The sequence below is a fragment of the Streptomyces sp. NPDC053069 genome (genome assembly GCF_044546895.1).
Classification (GTDB): domain Bacteria; phylum Actinomycetota; class Actinomycetes; order Streptomycetales; family Streptomycetaceae; genus Streptomyces.
Window position 1 is genome coordinate 161493 of record NZ_JBITZN010000013.1, and the last position, 19852, is coordinate 181344.

General features: G+C 74.4%; 15 protein-coding genes. 11 read left to right on the top strand and 4 right to left on the bottom strand.

The window, feature by feature from the left end:
* The first annotated feature begins 2 nt into the window (after positions 1 to 2).
* From ACIGXP_RS28150 to ACIGXP_RS28175, 6 genes are all read left to right on the top strand, one after another.
* Positions 3 to 2174 (top strand): protein kinase, encoded by a 2172-nt coding sequence (locus ACIGXP_RS28150; protein WP_399772863.1) that lies wholly within the window; start codon positions 3 to 5, stop codon positions 2172 to 2174.
* Positions 2175 to 2209: 35 nt separating this feature from the next.
* Positions 2210 to 4300, top strand: a complete 2091-nt coding sequence (locus tag ACIGXP_RS28155) for a PQQ-binding-like beta-propeller repeat protein (protein WP_399772866.1) — start codon at positions 2210 to 2212, stop codon at positions 4298 to 4300.
* Between the two features lie 310 nt (positions 4301 to 4610).
* Positions 4611 to 5723, top strand: coding sequence for a ribosome small subunit-dependent GTPase A (rsgA, locus tag ACIGXP_RS28160; RefSeq protein WP_399772869.1), 1113 nt, complete (start codon positions 4611 to 4613; stop codon positions 5721 to 5723).
* Between the two features lie 156 nt (positions 5724 to 5879).
* Complete coding sequence (locus ACIGXP_RS28165) at positions 5880 to 6260, top strand: VOC family protein (RefSeq protein ID WP_363217640.1); 381 nt, start codon at positions 5880 to 5882, stop codon at positions 6258 to 6260.
* A gap of 126 nt (positions 6261 to 6386) precedes the next feature.
* Entirely contained in the window at positions 6387 to 7799 is a 1413-nt protein-coding gene (locus tag ACIGXP_RS28170) for a bifunctional transcriptional activator/DNA repair enzyme AdaA (RefSeq protein ID WP_399773074.1), read from the top strand.
* Positions 7796 to 8296: a methylated-DNA--[protein]-cysteine S-methyltransferase gene (locus tag ACIGXP_RS28175; protein WP_399772873.1), complete on the top strand. Its 501-nt coding sequence runs from the start codon at positions 7796 to 7798 to the stop codon at positions 8294 to 8296. The genes ACIGXP_RS28170 and ACIGXP_RS28175 overlap by 4 nt, the downstream gene beginning before the upstream one ends.
* Here ACIGXP_RS28175 and ACIGXP_RS28180 read toward each other — a convergent pair.
* Positions 8293 to 8907: a TetR/AcrR family transcriptional regulator gene (locus ACIGXP_RS28180; protein WP_399772876.1), complete on the bottom strand. Its 615-nt coding sequence runs from the start codon at positions 8905 to 8907 to the stop codon at positions 8293 to 8295. The genes ACIGXP_RS28175 and ACIGXP_RS28180 overlap by 4 nt on opposite strands.
* A gap of 150 nt (positions 8908 to 9057) precedes the next feature.
* Here ACIGXP_RS28180 and ACIGXP_RS28185 point away from each other — a divergent pair, with 150 nt between their 5' ends.
* The 4 genes from ACIGXP_RS28185 (at position 9058) to ACIGXP_RS28200 (ending at position 14491) form a co-directional block, all read left to right on the top strand.
* On the top strand, positions 9058 to 9993 hold the full coding sequence (locus tag ACIGXP_RS28185) for an alpha/beta fold hydrolase (RefSeq protein ID WP_399772878.1): 936 nt from the start codon (positions 9058 to 9060) through the stop codon (positions 9991 to 9993).
* A gap of 273 nt (positions 9994 to 10266) precedes the next feature.
* A complete protein-coding gene (locus ACIGXP_RS28190) occupies positions 10267 to 11451 on the top strand; it encodes an SGNH/GDSL hydrolase family protein (protein WP_399772881.1) in 1185 nt (394 codons plus the stop codon).
* A 318-nt stretch (positions 11452 to 11769) separates the two neighbouring features.
* On the top strand, positions 11770 to 13644 hold the full coding sequence (locus tag ACIGXP_RS28195; RefSeq protein ID WP_399772884.1) for a protein phosphatase 2C domain-containing protein: 1875 nt from the start codon (positions 11770 to 11772) through the stop codon (positions 13642 to 13644).
* A gap of 373 nt (positions 13645 to 14017) precedes the next feature.
* Complete coding sequence (locus tag ACIGXP_RS28200; protein WP_399772887.1) at positions 14018 to 14491, top strand: ATP-binding protein; 474 nt, start codon at positions 14018 to 14020, stop codon at positions 14489 to 14491.
* 281 nt (positions 14492 to 14772) lie between these two features.
* Here the strand turns inward: ACIGXP_RS28200 and ACIGXP_RS28205 are convergent, their stop codons facing one another.
* Complete coding sequence (locus ACIGXP_RS28205) at positions 14773 to 15816, bottom strand: DUF2637 domain-containing protein (RefSeq protein ID WP_363217632.1); 1044 nt, start codon at positions 15814 to 15816, stop codon at positions 14773 to 14775.
* Positions 15817 to 16192: 376 nt separating this feature from the next.
* On the opposite strand from ACIGXP_RS28205, the gene ACIGXP_RS28210 reads away from it, so the two are divergent.
* Positions 16193 to 17005, top strand: a complete 813-nt coding sequence (locus ACIGXP_RS28210; RefSeq protein ID WP_363217631.1) for a GntR family transcriptional regulator — start codon at positions 16193 to 16195, stop codon at positions 17003 to 17005.
* Between the two features lie 131 nt (positions 17006 to 17136).
* On the opposite strand, the gene ACIGXP_RS28215 is transcribed toward ACIGXP_RS28210, so the two are convergent.
* Both ACIGXP_RS28215 and ACIGXP_RS28220 read right to left on the bottom strand, forming a co-directional pair.
* Entirely contained in the window at positions 17137 to 17904 is a 768-nt protein-coding gene (locus ACIGXP_RS28215) for a hypothetical protein (protein WP_363217630.1), read from the bottom strand.
* Between the two features lie 165 nt (positions 17905 to 18069).
* Complete coding sequence (locus tag ACIGXP_RS28220) at positions 18070 to 19743, bottom strand: PucR family transcriptional regulator (RefSeq protein ID WP_399772892.1); 1674 nt, start codon at positions 19741 to 19743, stop codon at positions 18070 to 18072.
* Positions 19744 to 19852: the final 109 nt, after the last annotated feature.

The following is a 19852-nucleotide window of genomic DNA, read 5'->3' on the forward strand; positions in this document are numbered from 1 at the left end:
GCATGATCTCCCCTCTTCTGCACGACGACCCGCACACCGTCGGCCCGTTCCGGATCCTCGCCCGCCTCGGCGGAGGCGGCATGGGCACCGTCTACCTGGCCCGTTCGACGGGCGGCCGCACGGTCGCGGTGAAGACCCTGCACACCCGCCTCGCCGCGGACACCACGCTCCGGACGCGTTTCCGGCTGGAGACGGACGCGGCACGCGTCATCGGCTCCGAGCACGGCGCGGCGGTCGTCGATGCCGACCCCCAGGCACCGACCCCCTGGCTGGCGACGGAGTACGTCCTCGGTCCGCCGCTGGACGCAGCCGTGGAGGGGAGCGGACCACTGCCGGAGCCGGCCGTGCGCGCCCTCGGCGCGGCCCTCGCCGCCGGGCTGGAGCAGCTGCACCGGTCGGAGGTGGTGCACCGCGACCTGAAGCCCTCCAACGTCCTGGTGACGGCGCAAGGACCGCGGATCATCGACTTCGGCATCGCCCGGGCCTTCGGCGACGAGCACCTGACGAACGTCGGCAGCGCCATGGGAACGCCGGCGTTCATGTCGCCGGAACAGGCGGCAGGCCTCGAACACACGGCGGCGGGGGATGTGTTCGCCCTGGCAGGGGTGCTGGTCTTCGCCGCCACCGGCATCGGCCCGTTCGGCGGCGGGGCCCCCACCGACCTGCTGTACCGCGTCCGGTTCGGCGAGCCGGACCTCGGCAGGGTCCCCCAACCGCTGCGCCCGCTGCTCGCCCGCTGTCTGGCCAAGGATCCCTCCCAGCGCCCGTCCACCACCGAGCTGCGAACCGCGCTTGCTGCCGACGGCGTCCCGGGCGACCACCGCGGCTTCGCGGACCTGCTGCCCGACGCGGTGCTGCGGGAGATCGCCCGGCGCAGCGACGAGGTGTGGCGCGAGCCGCCGCACCGCCTGCCGCCACCGGTGCCCGCCGAGGCGCCGGGGGCCGAGCCGGCCCCTGCACCGGGCGTCTCGCGACGCCGGCTGCTGGCCGTGGCCGGGGGCGCTCTCCTGGGCGGCGGCATTCTCGGCGGCGGAGGCTGGGCCCTGCTCGGGGGCTTCGGGGACGACAGCGGCAAGAAGAAGGACGCCGTCGACCGGCCCAAGCCTCCGGCGGCGCTCTGGAGTACCGCGCTGTGGTGCCCGGACTCCGGCGGCGAGGTGATGGCGGTCGGCCGGAACCTGGCGATGCGCGCGGGGATCGTGCTGTGCGGCGTCAACGCCGAGTCGGGCAAGGGGACCTGGCAGGCGAGCATCGAGGACATCTGGCGGTCGGCCACCGACGGAACCCGCGTCTACGCCCTGCGGCGTTACCAGGACGCGGCGGCGCTGGCGGTGTGCGAGGTGGCGCAGACCGACGGCCAACTGGGCAAGCCCCTGGTGGAGCTCTCCGCGTTCGCCGGCAAGGAGCAGTACAACCAGCTGCTGTGCGTGGACGGCGGCGTCGCCTACCTGGTGGCCAAGGCCGCTTCCGGCGGGCGCTGGTACCTGGTCGCGGCCGACCTGGGCACCGGCAGGGAACGCTGGCGCAGCCCGGTGGACGGGCCGCAGGCCCAGGGAGCCCCACCCGCGCTGTGCGGCACCGTGGTGGGGTCGCGGGTGGTGCTGTGCGGGAGCCCGGCGACGGACTCCAAGTTCATCGGCCTCTCCGTGCACGACAAGGGCAGCGGCCGTCGACTGTGGGAGTTCTCCGAGACGTACGCGGGCACCCCGCCGTCCCGTCTGGTCACCGACGACCGGAACCTCTACCTGGGCGCGGACGCCCTCACCGCCCGCAGGCTGTCCGACGGCGAGCTGGAGTGGGTCGTGGGCATGGGGCAGGCCGGCGGCGACAGCGGGAGCGGGGAGCGACGGTACGGCGCGCCCGTCGTCCAGGACGGCGTCGTCTACTGCACCGACGGCGACCGGGGACTGATCGCCGTCGACGCGCTCTCCGGCACCATGAACTGGCAGGAGAAGGGACTGTCCGGCCGGAAGAGCCTGCGGGACGTGGCCCCGGCGATCGGCAAGCGGTACGCCTACTGCGCCGACGACAAGGGCGTACGCGCCGTCGACCTGCGGGCCCGCCAGGCCGTCTGGACGTACGAGGCCGAGCCCGTCGTCCTGACCGCCGACCCCAAGGGCGGCCGTCTCTACGTCCGCCAGCAGAAGCGGACCATCGCCCTCCCACTCGCCTGAGCACCCGCCCGTCACGATCCAGGAGACGACCACCCGTGAAACCCCTCGGCCAGGGAGACCCGCTGCGCCTGGGCCCCTACCGCCTCCACGGCGTCCTCGGCGAAGGCGGCATGGGCAAGGTGTACTTCGGAGCGGACTTCTCCGGACGTCCCGCCGCGGTCAAGGTCCTGCTGCCGGAACTCGCCCACGACGGACACCTGACCGAGCGGTTCCTCCGGGAGGCGCGCACCGCGCAGGCCGTCACCAGCGAGGGCGTGGCGCGTGTACTCGCCGCCGAACTGGAGGGCGGCAGGCCGTGGATCGCCACTGAGTTCCTGGCAGGACCGACGCTGGACGACGCCGTCGCGTGCTTCGGGCCGCTCGACGACACGGCCGTGCGGGAGCTGGCCCGGTCACTGGCCCGCACACTCCAGGACGTGCACGCCACAGGACTCGTCCACCGGGACGTGAAACCCCCCAACGTCGTCCTCACCTCGCGCGGCCCCCGCCTGATCGACTTCGGCATCGCCCGACCCGAACACGGCCTGACCCTCACCCGCACCGGACAGATCCCGGTCACCCCCGGCTACGGCGCGCCGGAACAGGTGCTGGGACAGCGCGTCGGACCCGCAGCCGACGTCTTCTCCCTCGGCGCCGTCCTCGCCTTCGCCGCGGGCGGCCGGCCGGCCTACACCGGTGCGGAGATCACGGCCGTCCTGTACGAGGTCGTGCACGGCAATCCCGATCTGGGGGCCGTTCCCGAAGGCCTGCGGTACCTGGTCGCGCCCTGCTTCGCCAAGGACCCGGCGGCACGGCCGCTGCCCGCCCAGGTCGCCGAGGCCGCGGCGGCACCGCCCCCTCGGCCCGGACGGCTGTGGAAGTCCGGGCCGTTGGGGGCGGAGATCCGGCAACGGGAGGAGGCGGCCCGCCGCCTGACGGCCCGTACGGCCGGCTCCTCGCCCACCCCGCAGGACGGTACGGCCGGCGGTGCTCCCCGCCTCACCCGGCGCCGGCTGCTGAGCGCCGCCGGCGGCGGCGTACTGCTGGCCGCGGCGGGCGGCGGCACCGCCTGGTGGCTCAGCCGTGCTGACGCCCCGTCCGACCCCTTCGACATCCCGCCGCCGGCAAAGGTGCAGGCCGCGCCGCTCGGCTCCGCCGACGGCTCCCCGAAGCCGCTGTGGGGCCCCTTGCAGGACGTGGCCGACGCCGGGTCGCCGCCACCGCTGCCGGTGCGCGACGTGGTGGTGTTCGCGGCCGCCGGCGGCGGCGTCGCGGCGCGCCAGGTCACCGACGGCCGGGAACGGTGGCGGATCGACGCCGCGAAGACGAGCGCCGGCTACCTCTCGATCGGGGACCGCCTGGTGGCCACCGCCGACGGCGAGGGAACCCTGCGCACCTGGGTCGCCGCCACCGGATCACCCCGCTGGACGGTGGACGCGCAGGTGGGTGTCCTGCTGGCCGCGGACGCCCACGCCGTCTACCTGCAGACCACCGACGGCCGACTGCGCTGCGTGGGGACCGACGGAAAGGTGCGGTGGACGAAGCGGCCGCCGGTGCCGCTCTCGGGCGGCCGCCCCGCCGCGGCCCTCGGCGCCGGCCACCTGGTGTTCTGCACACAGACGGGCGACGTGGCCGCGGTCCGCGCCGAGGACGGCACCCGCGCCTGGATCCGCAAGGGGCAGGCCGCCGGACCGCTACGGCCCGCCATCGACGGCGGAACCGTCTATCTCGGCGGCCGCACCCTGGCGGCGGTGGAGGTCGGCACGGGCCGCCAGTTGTGGTCCCGGAACCCGCTGCGGCCGCCCAGGAACGGCGTCGACGGGTGGGGCCCGCCCGTGGTGGCCGGCGGCGTGGTCTACGCGCTGGACTGCGCAGCACTGCGCCCGCTGCGCGCCGACGGCAGCCAGGCCGCCGACCCGGTGATCGTCGCCGGCGTGGCCCCGCCGTGGCAGCCGCCGGCCGTCCAGGGCAACAGCGTCTGGATCGTGGAGAGCGAGGAGACCGGGGTGAGCGGCCTGCCGCGCTCCGGAGAGGGTGACCCCCAGACGTACGCCCTCGCCGGTGGCCTGCCCCGCTCCCTCGCCGCCGACGGCAACCGCGTCTTCGTCCTCAATCACGCGACGCTGCTGGCGCTGCCGGTGTACTAGGTCTGATCGGAACGTGCCGGTCACAGCCGCTCGTTGAGGACCGCGACCAGCACGGCCGGTGACCCTGCCGGAAATTCGGTGGCGTCCGAGTGTGCGCGCATCTAGGGTGGGGATCGCTTCGGGCAGCGGCTGACGGCCGCTGCTGTCGACCGAGTGAGGAACAGGAGGTGTGACCGATGGCTGTCTCTGTGACGGGCGCTGCCCGCAACCAGAAGTTCATCCACTCCACCTCCGTGGCCTCCGGCTGACCTCACTCTTCTCCCGCGCCCGTGAGCGCGGCGCCGAGGCCACCCTTGTGAAGGGTCCTCCCTTGTCTTTCTCCTCTCTCGCGGGCTCGTCCTCGCCTTCCTCGCATCCTCTCGCCCCGTACGGCTGGGACGAGGGCTGGGAAGCCGAGTTCGCTCCCCATGCCGAGCAGGGCCTCCTGCCCGGCCGTGTCGTACGGGTCGACCGCGGCCAGTGCGACATCGTCACCGCCGGCGGGGTCGTCCGCGCCGACACCGAGTTCGTCGTGCCCCGCGACCCGATGAAGGTCGTGTGCACGGGCGACTGGGTCGCCGTCGACCCGGACGGCGACCCGCGGTACGTGCGGGCGTATCTGCCACGCCGCACCGCCTTCGTGCGCTCCACCTCCTCCAAGCGGTCCGACGGGCAGATCCTCGCCGCCAACGTCGACCACGCCGTCGTCGCCGTGTCGCTCGCCGTCGACCTCGACCTCGGCCGCATCGAACGCTTCCTCGCCCTCGCCTGGGAGTCCGGTGCCCAGCCCGTCGTGGTGCTCACCAAGGCCGATCTGGTGCCCGACCCGGTCACCCTGGCCCACCTGGTGCAGGACGTCGAGACGAGCGCGCCCGGTGTGCCGGTGGTCACCGTCAGCGCCCTGCACGGCGAGGGGCTCGATGTCCTCGTCGCGCTGGCCGGTTCCGGTACGTCCGTGCTGCTCGGCCAGTCCGGCGCGGGCAAGTCGACGCTGGCCAACGTGCTCGTCGGTGCGGACGTCATGGACGTGCGGGCGGCACGGGACGTCGACGGCAAGGGCCGGCACACCACGACCACCCGCAACCTGCTCGTCCTGCCCTCCGGCGGGGTCCTCATCGACACGCCCGGACTGCGGGGCGTCGGCCTGTACGACGCCGAGAGCGGCGTCGGCCAGGTGTTCGCCGAGATCGAGAAACTGGCCGAGCGGTGCCGTTTCCACGACTGCGCGCACGACAGCGAGCCGGACTGCGCGGTGCGCTCCGCGGTGGAGCGCGGGGAGCTCGCGGTGCGGCGGCTGGAGAGCTACCGGAAGCTGGTGCGGGAGAACCAGTGGATCGTGGCGAAGACGGATGCGCGGGTGCGGGCGGAGCTTCGGCGGGACTGGAAGCGGAAGGGGGCCGCAGGCAGGGCCGCGATGGAGATCAAGCGAGGCCGTCTCCGTTAGGTTCCCGCCCGGCGGCCCGGGCGGGCGAGGCGGGGACCCCGAAAACCCTTCGCACCCGCTCGCCCCGCCCGGTACGGTGCGTGTTCCGGCGGCGAAGAGCTCGACGGCTTCGCGCACGGACGCCCGGGAATCCCGACGCTGAGAGCAGGTTCGTCCATGGCATGTCGTATCAGTGAACTCGTGCTCGGTTGCCACGACCCCGAGGTGCTGGCGCGGTTCTGGTGCGAGGTCCTGGACTTCGTCGTGCTCGGTCGCGAAGACGACGGCAGTATCGAGATCGGGCCGCGCGAAGGCTTCGGCGGCGCGCAGCCGACGATCTTCCTCAGCCGCAGGGACGAGCCGGAGCCGGGCAAGTCCCGGCTGCACATCGACGTCAACGCCACCGACCGCGATCAGGACGCCGAGCTCGAACGCCTCCTGAAGCTCGGGGCGCGCCCGGCCGACATCGGCCAGACCGGCGAGGAGCAGTGGCATGTTCTCGCCGACCCCGAGGGCAATGAGTTCTGCCTGCTCAAGGCCCGCCTCAACCCGCTCTGACGGTGTGGAGCGCGCCGTAGGGGCCGGCGACGGTGCATGGTCCGGCGGCGCGCCCCCGAAGCCCCCATCGCGACGTCCGAATCCCGCTGGCCCCGTCTTCCTCCCCGACCCACACTGGGACACGTGATGGACGAAGACACCAGGTACGAGGCGGTGCGGAGCCGGGACGGGCGGTTTGACGGGGTCTTCTTCTTCGCCGTCGAGACCACCGGGATCTACTGCCGGCCCAGCTGTCCGGCGGTGACGCCGAAGCGCCGCAACGTGCGGTTCTTCCCGACGGCCGCCGCCGCGCAGGGCTCGGGGTTCCGGGCCTGCCGGCGGTGCCGGCCGGACGCGGTGCCGGGGTCGGCGGAGTGGGATGTCCGGGCGGACGTCGTGGGACGGGCCGTGCGGCTGATCGCCGACGGTGTCGTGGACCGCGAGGGCGTCGCCGGGCTCGCCGCACGGCTCGGGTACAGCGCCCGGCAGGTCCAGCGGCAGCTCACCGCAGAGCTCGGCGCCGGGCCCGTCGCGCTCGCGCGGGCGCAGCGGGCGCACACGGCGCGGGTGCTGCTGCAGACCACCGGCCTGCCGGTCACCGAGATCGCGTTCGCGTCCGGGTTCGCCAGCGTGCGGCAGTTCAACGACACCGTCCGGGAGGTGTACGCCTCGACACCGACCGAGCTGCGGGCCGCCGCCCACCGCGGCCGGGGCGGTGCGCGGGGCCGGGGCGTGCGCAGGCCCACGCCGGGCGCCGGGATACCGCTGCGGCTCGCCCACCGCGGGCCGTACCAGGCGGGCGCCGTCTTCGACCAGCTCGCCGACGAGGCGGTAACCGGTGTCGAGGAGGTTTCCGGCGCGCCGGGCGACCGGACCTACCGGCGCACGCTGCGGCTGCCGTACGGCACCGCGATCGTCGCCGTCGAGGAGCGCACCGGGGCGCCGAGGACCGGGACCGGCACCCGTCCGGGCGGCTGGCTCGACGCGCGGCTGCATCTCACCGACCCCAGGGACCTCACCACCGCCGTACAGCGGCTGCGGCGCCTGTTCGACCTCGACGCCGACCCGTACGCCGTCGACGAGCGGCTCGGCGCCGACCCGCGGCTGGGCCCGCTGGTCGCCGCCCGGCCCGGACTGCGTTCGCCCGGCACCGTGGACCCGCTGGAGCCGGCGGTCCGCGCCCTGGCCGGGCGGGAGGGCGCCGAGGAGCTGGTGCGCCGGTACGGCAAGGTGCTCGACGCGCCCTGCGGCAGCCTCACCCATCTCTTCCCCGAGCCCGCCGCCCTCGCCGGGGCCGAACCCGGCGGCCCGCTCGGCGCGCTGGCCGCCGCCGTCGCCGACGGCACCGTACGGCTGGATCCGGGAGCCGACCGGGACGATGCGCAGCAGGCCCTGCTCGCCCTGCCCGGCATGGATCCGGCGACCGTCGCCGCCCTCCGCGTGCGCGCCCTCGGCGATCCGGACGTCGCCCCGCCCGGCGCGCGGGTGCCCGACGACTGGCGGCCGTGGCGCTCGTACGCCGTGCAGCATCTGCGCGTGGCAGGGGAGTGGCGCCGATGACGACCGTGTACTGGGACCGACTGGACGCTCCCGTGGGCCCGTTGCTGCTCACCGCGGACGCGGACGGGGCGCTCACTTCGCTGTCCGTGCCCGGGCAGAAGGGCGGGCGGACGGTGCGGGACGGCTGGCGGCACGACACCGGTCCGTTCCGCGCCGCCGCGGACCAGCTCGCCGCCTACTTCGCCGGTGAACCGACGGAGTTCGGGCTGCCGTTGAGCGCCCACGGCAGCGAGTTCCGGCAGCGGGTGTGGGCCGCGCTGGACGAGGTGCCGTACGGCGCCACGGTCACCTACGGCGAGATCGCCGCGCGGATCGGCGCACCGCGCGCGGCGGTTCGCGCCGTCGGCGGAGCGATCGGCGCCAACCCCCTGCTGATCGTTCGCCCCTGCCACCGGGTCATCGGTGCGAACGGGGCGATGACCGGGTACGCGGGCGGCGTCGAACGCAAGGTGTGGCTGCTGACCCTGGAGGGGGCGCTCGCCGCCGGTACGCCCTAACTCCCCTCCGTGGCGCGGAAGATCCGGTCCAGGTGGTAGGTGAGGACGGCGGTGGCGGAGTCCGCGTCCCGCTGGCCGACCAGGACGCCGGTGCCGAGCCCCGCGGACATGGCCAGCAGCCCGGCCGCCTCGGTGCGGGGGTCCACCCCGGGCCGCAGCAGCCCGGCGTCCGCCGCCTGCTGCAGCAGCCCGGTCACGGTGGCCTCGGCGGCGTCCGGCTCCTTGATGAACGGCTGGGCGGCGAGGGCCTCGTCGGTCACGGAGAGGACGGCGTACGAGGTGTAGAGGTGGTGGAAGACGCGGCTCTCCTCGTCGACCGGCAGAGCCGCCGACAGGAGCGCCTCGATGACCGTGCGTGGCCCCGGATCGTCGCCGGCCGCGCGGACCCGGGCGGCCACCCGCTCCCCGAACTTCCCTGCCAGATGGCGCAGTCCGAAGAGCAGCAGCTTCTCCTTGGACTCGAAGTAGTACTGCACCAGCCGAAGTGACACACCGGCCTCGGCCGCCACGTCGCGCATCCCCACGGCATGCAGGCCGAGCCGCCCGGCGGCCCGGATCAGGGCCTCCGCGATCTCGGTCCGCCGTTCCGCGTGATCCACACGCTTGGGCATCGTCCCTCTCCGCTCTGCGCTCCGTGATCTCCGCCTCTCCCGGTTGATGATACAGCCGTACCACCAACGTGGTACGTTCGTATCACAAAAAACGTCGACGGACGTCGAACGACGTCGAAGCCGTTCCAGACCGTCTGCCCGGAGGTGGCCGTGCCCGAGCCCGCAAGTGCCCGTCCCCAGCCCGACATCGGCCGCTACGTCAGCGACGCCTGGCGCGAGCGCTACTTCGCGGCCTGCGACGCCGTCTACGCGCTGGGTGCGCCCGCGTCCTGGGAGGAGGACGTGGAGACGTCGTACGGGACCACGCACGTCTACCGTTACGACCCCGAGGACCCGGCCGCCCGTGAGCGCACCCCCGTCGTCCTCGTCCACGGCGCCGGCTCCTGCTCCGCCATGTGGTACCCCAACACCCCCGCCCTCAGCGCCGAACGGCCCGTCTACGCGATCGACACCCCCGGCGACCCCGGCCGCAGCGTGCAGCGCGCACCCGTCCACGAGCCCGAGGACGCCGCGCGGTGGCTGGACGAGACACTCGCCGGGCTGGGGCTGGACCGGGTGCACCTGGTCGGCTCCTCGTACGGCGGGTGGCTCGCGCTGAACCAGGCCCACCGCGGACCGGGACGCCTGGCCTCGGTCACGCTGCTCGACCCCGGCGGCCTGGAGAAGGTGGGGCTGCGTTTCTTCGTGTGGATCTTCGTCAGCCTGTTCGCGACCTTCGCCCCCAAGCGGTTCCGGCCCCGTCTCGCGTCCTGGCTGGAGCAGCCGGTCCTGGTCGTGCCGGAGCTGCGCGCCATGGTCAGGGCCGGAGTGCGCGCCTACCGCATCCGCCGGCCCGCGCCGCAGCCCCTGACCGATGCCGAACTGGCCACCATCCGCACGCCGTTGTACCTGATGCTGGGCAGGCGCAGTCTCTTGGTGCACCCGGACCGGCAGGCCGAACGCGTTCCCCGCCTGGTCCCCGGCGCCAGGGCCGAGATCATCTCCCGCACCGGCCACGGACCGCAGATCGACCACGCGGAACAGGCCAACCGCCTGATGCTGGACTTCATGAACTCCGCCGAACGCGACCAGCCGGCGGTGCGCTAGCCGACCTCCGGGCCGGCGGTGGCGTGTGAGTCGGCGGTGGCCGTGCGCGCAGATGCTGCGACGCCGGATTCGTGTGCTCCGCCTCGCTGCATCCGGGGATGACGATCGCCCAGCACGCACGCCCGTGCCCCCGCGCATCGGCTCCGCCCCCTGGGACAGCCGGCCGAAGCCCGTTGCGCCGAGCGGGTGGACCGCCGTCGAAGGTGCGGTGACACGGCCCGGCCGTGTGGCACGGTCTGCTCCGACGAGTCACGGGGAAGGACGGGTGCGGAGATGGCCGAGGTCCGACGGGCCCTAGCGGTGCTGTTGTTGGCGGTACTGCCCGGCACGGCGGCGCCGGCCGTCGCGGAGCCGGCGCCGCCGCCCTGGACCGGCAGCTGGGAGACCGCGCCGTCGGGCACCGCTGCCGCACTGCCCGGCGCAGCCGTCCGCAACGTCGTCCATCTGAGCGTCGGCGGCACGGCCGTGCGCATCCGGCTCAGCAACCGTTTCGGTACCGCGCCCCTGCAACTCGGCGCGGTCACCGTCGCGTTGCGCGCGGCCGGTCCGAACGCCGTACCGGGCACCCTGCGCACCGCCACCTTCCAGGGTGCCGCGACCGTCGCCGTCCCGCCCGGCCAGGACATCGTCACCGATCCGGTGCCGCTGTCCGTCCCGGCCGCGGCCGACCTTCTCGTCACCGTGTACACCCCCGGCGACAGCGGCCCCGCGACCTACCACCAGACGGCGCTGCAGACCAGCTACGTGGCCCCGGCCGGGGCGGGGCGGGCCACCGACGAGAACGGCACCGCCTACACGACCGCCATCAGCCGCTGGTACTACGCCACCGGTGTCGACGTCCTCGGCGGCGCGGGCAGCATCGTCGCGTTCGGCGACTCCCTCACGGACGGAAACGGTTCCACCCCCGACACCAACCACCGCTGGCCCGACCGGCTCGCCGAACAGGTGCGCGCGGGCCGGCTCGGCGTCCTCAACGCCGGTATCGCCGGTAACCGTCTGCTGCACGACGGCGCCGGCCCGAGCGCCCTCGCCCGCCTGGACGCCGACGCCCTGGACCGGTCCGGGGTACGGGTCCTGGTCGTCCTGGAGGGCATCAACGACATCAAGGGCACACCGACGGCCGACGACGTCACCGCGTACGCCGACGCCTACCGCACGCTCGTGGCCCGCGCCCACGCCCGGGGCGTCCGGGTCATCGGCGTCACCCTCACGCCGTACCGGGGGTTTTCCGCGTACACCGACGCCCGCGAGGCGGTACGGCAGCAGGTGAACGCGTTCATCCGCACCGGCGGCGCCTTCGACGCGGTCGCCGACGCCGACGCCGCCCTGCGCGACCCCGCCGACCCGACCCGCCTGCTGCCCGCCTACGACCCCGGCGACCATCTCCACTTCAACGACACCGGGATGGCAGCGATCGCCGACACGGTCCACCGGGCGCTCGCCGGCGTACCGCGGTGATACCGGTTTCCGGCTTCGTGTTCCGGGCGCCGGACTCCGGTGAGCAGTGGCTGGGGGGTCTTTCGGCGCGGTCCGCAAGGACGCGGGATCCGAGCCCGAGCGCATCGTCCGCGCGGCGAGGCCATCGCCTCGCACCGAGCGCCATCCCGGGCGGCGAGCCCCCGCCGGCCCGGGCGCCCCGGTGGTCGCCCGCCGTCATCTGCCGCTTGCCGTACGGCTGTTCACCCCCTCACTCGACGCGCCGTACGACGCGGCCGGTGCGCCGGATTTTCCCGATGACCCGTTTTCATACGGCCCGTGCGGTGGACAATGAGCGGCATGAGCCAGCAGGGGGGAAGGCCCGCCCGTCCTGAGGACGACTGGTGGGGACAGCTGTACGACGACTCCACCGAGGACACCGGACCCACGGCCGCGGCCGATTCCCTGGACGACCGGTTCGCCTCCGCGAAGCGCACGCTGACGGGCCGGCCGGGCACGGCAGCGCCGCGCGAGCCGGGACCGGGCACGCGGGGCGGCACCGCCGCCGACGCGGTCACCGGCGCCGACGCGCCGGACCGGGGGGACACTTCGGGGAGCACGCCTCCCGGCCGGACCACACTGCCGCCCCCACGCACTCCCTGGGAACCGCCCCCGGCCCACCAGGAACCGCCCCGGCCGACCCACGGCCAACCCCCCACGGAACCCCCGGCGCAGACCCTGACGGCATCCGCCACCTCACCCAACGCCCGGCCCCCACAGGCTCCGCCCGCGCCGTCCGGGCCGCAGGATCTCCCGGCGCCCTGCGAACACACCGCGCAGGATCAGGCCCCTGTCCCACTCGCCGACCCGCTCACCGGTCGGCACGCGGAGGACGCGCCCGAGACCGCCCCGCCCCCTGAGCCGGAAGCTCCGTCCGCGCCCTCCTCGCCGCCTGCCGGACGCACCGGGCACAACCGGGCTCCCGCCTCGCCCGCCGCCCCGCCGGCCGACTGGTCCGCGCAGGACGCGCCCGAGACCGCCCCGCCCACTGGGCCGCAGAGTCTCCCGGCGCCCGCCCCGCCCCCTGAGCCACAGGACCTCCCGGCGCCCGCCTCGCCCCCCGAACCGCAGGACTGGCCGGTGCTCCTCTCGTCTCCGCACGCGCCCCCTGCCGACACCACCTCCGACCCGTCCGGGCTCACCCTGCCCGCCCCCTCACCCATCGCCCCGCCGCCGCCCCCCTCTTCCCTCGACTACGTCGGCTCCGGGCCGCCCACCTACGACCCCGAGCCGACCGCGCTGCCGGTCGCCGATCCCGAGGGGCTGGGGGAGTTGGTGGCGGACACTGTGCTGGACGGGGCCCGGTACGGGGCGTGTGCGTTGCGGGCCGTGTCGTTGCGGGGGGACTCGGCGCGGTACCGGGGCGAGCCGCGGCGGGACTCGCTGCTGACCGCCCGGTTCGGGACGGGGGAGCACGCGCTGCTGCTGGTCGCGATGGCGACCGGGGTGCGGGGCACGCCGGTCGCGCATCTCGCGGCGGCCGAGGCGTGCCGGTGGATCGGGCGCGCCGTGGGCCGCAGCCATCACCGGCTCGTGGCGGACATCCGGGCCGCCCGGCGTGGCGACCTGAAGGCGGGCCTGCACCGGCTGACCGACCGCAGTCTCGGCAAGCTCCGGGCGAGCGCGGTGGAACAGGGCGTCGATCCGGAGGAGTACACGGCCGGCCTGCGCTGTCTGCTGCTGCCCGCCGACCCCGACTGCCGTACGCGTGTGTTCTTCGGCGTCGGCGACGGCGGGCTGTTCCGGCTGCGGGACGGGGAGTGGCAGGACATCGAGCCGGGCGTCACGCCCGACGACAACAGCGGTGCGCCCGCCGCAGGCTTCGGCTCCCCATCGGAAAGGTCCGCGAAAACGTTTGCCGAGACGCCCGAGGGCGACCGGCTCACCATGGATCTCGGCATCCCGACCCCGCCGAGCCCGTACGAGCCGGCGCCGGAGCCGCCGCGCGAGCCGTTCCGGTTCCGTGCCTCGGTAGCCCGCCCGGGTGATGCGCTGGTGATGTGCACCGCGGGCCTCGCCGACCCGCTGCGCGGCGAGGCCGCCCTCTGCGCCTATCTGGCCCGCCGCTGGTCCGGCCGTACCCCGCCGGGGCTCGCCGCGTTCCTCGCCGACGCCCAGGTGCGGGTGAAGGGCTACGCCGACGACCGGACGGCGGCGGCCGTGTGGGAGGCATGACCGTTTGCCCCGTGCATCCATGGGTGCATGGCCAGTGGCCCGCCGGCGGCCTGCGCAACGTACCGCGGCCCTGAACCCGCCCGAAGAGGAGCGGATTTCGGCCACTTTCACGGCGTGTGACGGTGTGCCGCCGGCCGGTGCCGGACGCATCTGCCTTGCTGTCCCGGGGCGTCCGTGGCGCCCAGCGCCGTACGGGAGGCCGGCGAGGCGGGTGCGGCGCGGCCCGGCGGGCGGTCCGGACCCCGTACGGCCGTGGCCGAACCTCCGGTCATCGGGCATCTGCCAGGACTGCCCGGGTTCGTGCTGGGCAAGCATCCCCCGTGAACGTGTTCGACCAGGAGGGGCAGGGTCCAGCGGCGTGCGGGCGGGGGTCATGAAGAGTCAGGCACGAGGGGGCGGTCCCGCGGTCGTCGGGGGCTCCTCGGCGACGACGGGGGAAGAGACCGACACCACCACGGAACACGCGCACCGGCTCCGGCGCAGGCTGGGGCGGGCGGATCTCAGGGCGGTGCCCGAGGCCCGCCGGGAGTTGCGTGAGCTGCTGCGGCACTGGGGAAAACCGGGCCGCTCGGAGATCGCCGAACTGCTCACCAGCGAACTGGTCACCAACGCGCTCGTCCACACCGACGACGACGCGGTCCTCACGGCCGTGGTCGAGCCGGGCGGACTGCGCGTGGAGGTACGGGACTTCCTGGCCCGCAGACCGGAGCTGAGAGGCCCGGACACGGACGACGACACCCACGGGCGCGGCCTGCTGCTGGTGCAGTCCCTCGCGGATGCCTGGGGCGTACGCCGGCACGGGGTGGGCAAGTCGGTGTGGTTCGAACTGGGCGCCGAGGCGGCGTGACGCTCCACGGGAAGGCCGGCTCACCGGGTGCGGTCCATGGCGGCAGCCCGCTCCCGCACGTTCCCGGCCGCGCTCGAACCCGGGGACCTCATCGCAGCGGGCCCGCACATCGACAGGGCCCCGTCTCTCGGGCGCTGCGGTTGCGTCGGCTTCCCGGCGCCGCCACTGCCGGGACGCGCCGGGGGCGTGACCCGTGTGGTGAGCCCCCGGCGCGTCGGAGTGACTGAGCTGGGGGGTGTCGTTCGGATCATCCCGGCGTCGCGGGGTCCAAACGACAGCCCCTAGCCGAACTGCTGCTCCAGGTCCTTCAGCTTGCGCTCCAGGGAGTCCAGGCGCGGCAGGGCCATGGTGTCGTCCTCGGCGGTGAGGTCGACGGTCACCTGCTCAGCGGACCCGCTGCGGACCGGCTGCAGGGAGGGACGGGGGCGTACGGGCAGTTGTTCCGCGGTGGATATGGCAGGCTCCGCGGTCGCCTGGGCGGGGCCACGCTCCACCGCCTGCACCTCGACCTGCCGGGCGCCACGGCCGACGAAGCCGCGGTGGCCCCGGCTGATGGCCCTCAGCTGGGCCCGCTCGATGCGCTGCTGATCGCGCCGACGCTGCCGCGTCTCCTCCTTCTGCCGCTTGTCCTCGCGGACCTCCTCCACGGCTTCGTCCAGGCTGCGCACGCCCTCCAGGAGCATCAGCGACCAGGCCCGGTAGGTCTCGCGGGGGGCCCGCAGCCAGCGGACGATACGGATCTGCGGCAGCGGACGCGGCACCAGGCCCTGCTCGCGCAGCGCGGCCCGTCGGGTCTGCTTCAGCGCGCGGTCGAACAGGACGGCCGCCGACAGCGACATACCGGAGAAGAACTGCGGGGCGCCCGCGTGCCCGGCGCCCCGGGGCGCGTGCACCCAGTTGAACCAGGCCGCGGCGGCGGCGAACAGCCACACGAGGATCCGGGAGCCGAGGGCCGCGTCACCGTGGCTGGCCTCGCGCACCGCGAGGACGGAGCAGAACATCGCCGCGCCGTCCAGGCCGAACGGCACCAGGTACTGCCAGCCGTCGGTCAGCCCCAGGTTCTGTTCGCCGAAGCCGACCAGGCCGTGGAAGGACAGGGCGGCGGCGACCGCCGCACAGCAGAACAGGAGCACATACGAGGCCGTGCCGTAGATGGCCTCCTTGCGTCTGCGGCGCTCCTCGCTGCGCTCCCACGAGTCGTCCGCGCTCGCGTTCTCCCCGGAGGAGCGCTTGCCGCGCGCGAGCACCGCCACCGCCGCCAGCATCCCCAGGAGCAGTACGGCGCCAGGAAGCAGCCAGTTCAGCGATATGTCGGTCAGTCTCATCAGGGGTCCCTTGCATTGGGATAGGGCGTAACGCCCGCCATAGTGGCCCACTCCCGAGGGCCCTCAGGGGGTTTCGGGGCAAGAGGCCGCCAAGGAGGGGCGAGAGGGATGCCCAGGACGGCGTTCTGCTCGAACTACCGCGTGACAGACGGGCGTTGAGTTCGAATAAGAGTACCCGGACGCGTGGTTCCGCGGACAGTTTCCGTGACGGATGAGGAAGGGGTGAATCATCCACCCCGGTTCACATTTAGGTAAGGCTTGCCTTGCTGACTTCTGGAGAATTGGAACTCCCGCCTCGGGCGCCTAAGGTGCTTGACGGACAAACGACAACCCGCCGTCAATGACCCAAGTGCCGACAACCCCGCCAGGAGGACCCGTGAAGCACAGCGCACAGGGCGTGGCCGGCGCGGGGACACCGCAGCGCCCGGCGTCCGGCGCCGCCCGGGTGCCCGCGCAGGCGCGCGCGGCGGACGGCCCGGACGGCTGTCGCGAGCGGGACACCGCCCTGCCCGCCGCACGCGGCGAGCACACCCACAGTGAGCGGCCGATTCCCGGACCGCGGCCTGCGGTGCAGCGCTCCTCGGTGCGCGGTCAGATCCTGGACGCACTGCGGACCGCTCTGGTCACCGGGGAGCTCAAGCCGGGCGAGGTCCACTCGGCGCCGGTGCTCGGTGAACGGTTCGGTGTCTCGGCCACGCCCGTGCGCGAGGCCATGCAGCAGCTCGCCCTGGAGGGTGCCGTCGAGGTCGTGCCCAACCGGGGCTTCCGGGTCGTGGAGCGGGGGGCGCGGGAGCTGGCCGAGCTGGCGGAGGTGCGGGCGCTCATCGAGGTACCGGTGATGCTGCGGCTCGCCCGGACCGTGCCGGCCGAGCGGTGGGCCGAGCTGCGTCCGCTCGCGGAGGAGACCGTACGGGCGGCGGCCTCCGGCTGTCCGGCGACGTACGCCGAGTCCGACCGGGCCTTCCACCAGGCGCTGCTCGCCCTGTCGGGCAACGAGCAGCTGGTCCGCATCGCGTCGGATCTGCACCGGCGGTCGCAGTGGCCGCTGGTCGGGGGCCCCGTACGGCACGGGCGGGCGGACCTGGTGGCGGACGCGGCGGAGCACATGGCTCTGCTGGAAGCGCTGGTCTCCCGTGATCTGGATGTCGTCCGGGGGCTGGTGGAGGAACACTTCGCGGGCGCGTGCTGAGCCGGTACGGCGAGCACCGTAGGGGTTGAGGCCCGTCTCCCGGGTGCGGGTCCGTCGTGGTCGCTCGCGCCCGCGCGGCGGCGCCGCATGTCGAACACGGCCCCGCGCCCCTGTGCCGTAACCGTCCGCCCCTATGCCGTGGCCACCCCCGGTGCCGGCGGGGACAACTGCCGTGCCAGCCATGTCGGTACACCCCCGAGCAACCGGAACAGGCGCCGGGCCTCCTCGCGGAGGCGGGACGCCTCCGGCTCGGACTCCGCGTCGGCCAGCGAGGCCAGCGCCGGGGCCGTACCCACCAGGTAGCCCAACTCCTCGCGGATCCGGAGCGATTCGGCGAACCCGTGCCGCGCCTCGGCCAACTCGCCCTCCCGCAGCGCGAGTCCGGCAAGGTGGCGCCAGGTGAAGGACAGCAGCAGCGGGTCCGCGTGCGCGGCAGCGCCCGCGTGCGCCCGGCGGTAGGCGGCGCGAGCCGCCTGTGCGGAGCGGGTCAGGTTCTCGGCGATCAGGCCCCGGCGGAAGTCCAGCAGGGCGCGGTCCGGCGCCCCCGGAGGGATCAGCGCCGCCGCCCGCCCCAGCGCGGCCCGCGCCTCGTCCGCACGGTCCCGCACCCCGTGCAGCGTTGCCGTGTAGGCGAGTTGGCCCCGTTCGCACGCGGCGGCCCCCCGCTCCTCGTCGGTGTGCGCGAGCGCCTCCGCCGTCCGCAGGGCGTCCTCCGCCTCCTCCCAGCCCCGCTCGGTGTACAGGCACCGTTCGACCAGCAGTACGGCCCGCTGCAGGGCCGTGGCGGGGGTGTCGGGCGGCAGCAGGGCCGCCGCGTCCGCCCAGCAGGCCCGCGAGCGCAGCCGCCATACCGCGGTCTGGAGCGGATCGTCACCTGGGGTCGTTCCGTTACCAGACATGGCGGTATGCGCCACGTTGCCCTCCCCGAGCACGCCATCGAGCTGTTGAGTGGTGGCGGCATTCCAGCACCAATCGACGGGCCGGGCCAAGAGGGTGGGTGAAAGATTTCACAAAGTCGTGGGCGAGGGCGTGACGGGTTTGGCCGGTGTGCGCCCCCGCTGACCTCAGCTCATCCGCAGGGCAAGGAAGAAGTCCAGCTTGTCCTCCAGCCGCGACAGGTCCCGTCCCGTCAACTGCTCGATCCGGCCGACCCGGTAGCGCAGCGTGTTGACGTGCAGGTGCAGCCGGGTGGCACAGCGGGTCCAGGAGCCGTCGCAGTCCAGGAACGCCTCCAGGGTGGGGATGAGCTCGGCCCGGTGGCGGCGGTCGTAGTCCTTCAGCGGGTCCAGCAGGCGGGCCGTGAAGGCGCGACGGACGTCGTCGGGGACGAACGGGAGCAGCAGGACGTGCGAGGCCAGCTCCTGGTGCCCGGCCGCGCAGACCCGGCCGGGGCGGGCCGCCGCCACCCGGCGGGCGTGCCGGGCCTCCTCCAGGGCGCCGCGCAGGCCCTCCGCCGAATGCACGGCCGCGCTGACGCCGAGGGTGAGCCGCCCGTCGTCGTCCAGGCCCGCCGACAGCGTCTCGCGCACCGACTGCAGCAGGGAGTCGGCCAGCAGACCGGTCTCCGAGCCGTCGTGCTCGGCGGAGACCGCCGGGAGCGGGACGAGCGCGATGGCCTCGTCGCCCGTGTGCGCGACGGCGATCCGGTCCGAGGGCTCGGGGCCGGTGGCCAGCGGGTCGACCAGCACCTCCTCCAGCAGCGACTGGGCGACCGGGCCGCCCTCGACCTCCCCGCCGTCCCACTCCACGCGGGCCACCACCACCTGCCAGTGCGGGGCCGCCCCGAGCCCGGGCAGCAGCACCGGCGCGGCCACCCGGAGGCGGGCCGCGATCTCGGCCGGCGCGGCACCCGTCTGCACCAGCTCCAGCACCTCCTGGGCGAGCCGGCGCCGCACCGTGCGCGCCGCGTCCCGGCGGTCGCGCTCGACCGCGATCAGCTGGGTCACGCCCTGCAGCAGGTCCAGGCGCTCCTCGGGCCAGTCCCCGGCGTCCGCGTCGACGGCCAGCAGCCAGTCCGACAGCACCGTCTCGCGCACATCGCGGGCGGCCTGCGGGGAGCGGCCCGAGGAGCGGATCGGGAACAGCGAGTACGTCGTGCCGCCCAGCAGGACCCGGTGCGGGCCGCGCCGGCCGGTGCGGGTGGCCGCCAGATGCTCGGCGGCGAGCTTCGCGCAGGTCTCCGCGGGCAGCGCAGGGCCCGCCACCTTGGAGCCGGCGATCAGCCGGCCGGTGGGGGAGAGCACCCAGGCGCGCAGGTCCAGGTCGGAGCCCAGCAGGTCCAGGACCACGTCCGGGCCGCCGCCCGCCGGGCCCGAGGTCATCATCCGCCGGTGCCGGTCCACGACGGCCGCCAGGTCCCCGGCGCGCTCGCCGGAGACCTGCCGTACGACGTGCTCGGTGATCGTGGCGAAGGCCACCGACTCGTGCACGGCGAACAGCGGCAGCCGGTGCCTGGCGCAGGCCAGCACCAGGTCGTCCGGGATGTCGCCGAGCTCCGCCTCGCCGGCCGCGAGCGCCGCCACCCCGGCCTGCACCAGGATCCGTACGAACGGCTCGGAGTCGCCCGAGTCCCGGCGCCAGGCCAGGCCGGTCAGCACCAGCTCGCCCCCGGAGAGGTAGCGGCTCGGGTCGCGCAGGTCGGTGGTCATGACCCCGCGCACCGACCGGTCCAGCTCCTCCTCGCCGCCGAGCAGCCGCAGGCCCAGCGCATCGGTGTCCAGAAGTGCGCGCAGCCGCATCTCGTCGCCGCCGTTCTTTGTCTCGAAACCTACGATGGATCTTGGAGGGTGACGGGATAAGGGCCCGGCACGGGCCGCACAGGGCACTCTCCGAGGTCTCTGCACTGTT

Coding starts and splice junctions, on each gene's coding strand:
- ACIGXP_RS28165 (WP_363217640.1), top strand. CDS start 5,880: ATGGCATGTCGTATCAGTGAACTCGTGCTCGGTTGCCACGACCCCGAG.
- ACIGXP_RS28150 (WP_399772863.1), top strand. CDS start 3: ATGATCTCCCCTCTTCTGCACGACGACCCGCACACCGTCGGCCCGTTC.
- ACIGXP_RS28180 (WP_399772876.1), bottom strand. CDS start 8,907: ATGCCCAAGCGTGTGGATCACGCGGAACGGCGGACCGAGATCGCGGAG.
- ACIGXP_RS28220 (WP_399772892.1), bottom strand. CDS start 19,743: ATGCGGCTGCGCGCACTTCTGGACACCGATGCGCTGGGCCTGCGGCTG.
- ACIGXP_RS28170 (WP_399773074.1), top strand. CDS start 6,387: ATGGACGAAGACACCAGGTACGAGGCGGTGCGGAGCCGGGACGGGCGG.
- ACIGXP_RS28200 (WP_399772887.1), top strand. CDS start 14,018: ATGAAGAGTCAGGCACGAGGGGGCGGTCCCGCGGTCGTCGGGGGCTCC.
- ACIGXP_RS28215 (WP_363217630.1), bottom strand. CDS start 17,904: ATGTCTGGTAACGGAACGACCCCAGGTGACGATCCGCTCCAGACCGCG.
- ACIGXP_RS28195 (WP_399772884.1), top strand. CDS start 11,770: ATGAGCCAGCAGGGGGGAAGGCCCGCCCGTCCTGAGGACGACTGGTGG.
- ACIGXP_RS28190 (WP_399772881.1), top strand. CDS start 10,267: ATGGCCGAGGTCCGACGGGCCCTAGCGGTGCTGTTGTTGGCGGTACTG.
- ACIGXP_RS28175 (WP_399772873.1), top strand. CDS start 7,796: ATGACGACCGTGTACTGGGACCGACTGGACGCTCCCGTGGGCCCGTTG.
- ACIGXP_RS28205 (WP_363217632.1), bottom strand. CDS start 15,816: ATGAGACTGACCGACATATCGCTGAACTGGCTGCTTCCTGGCGCCGTA.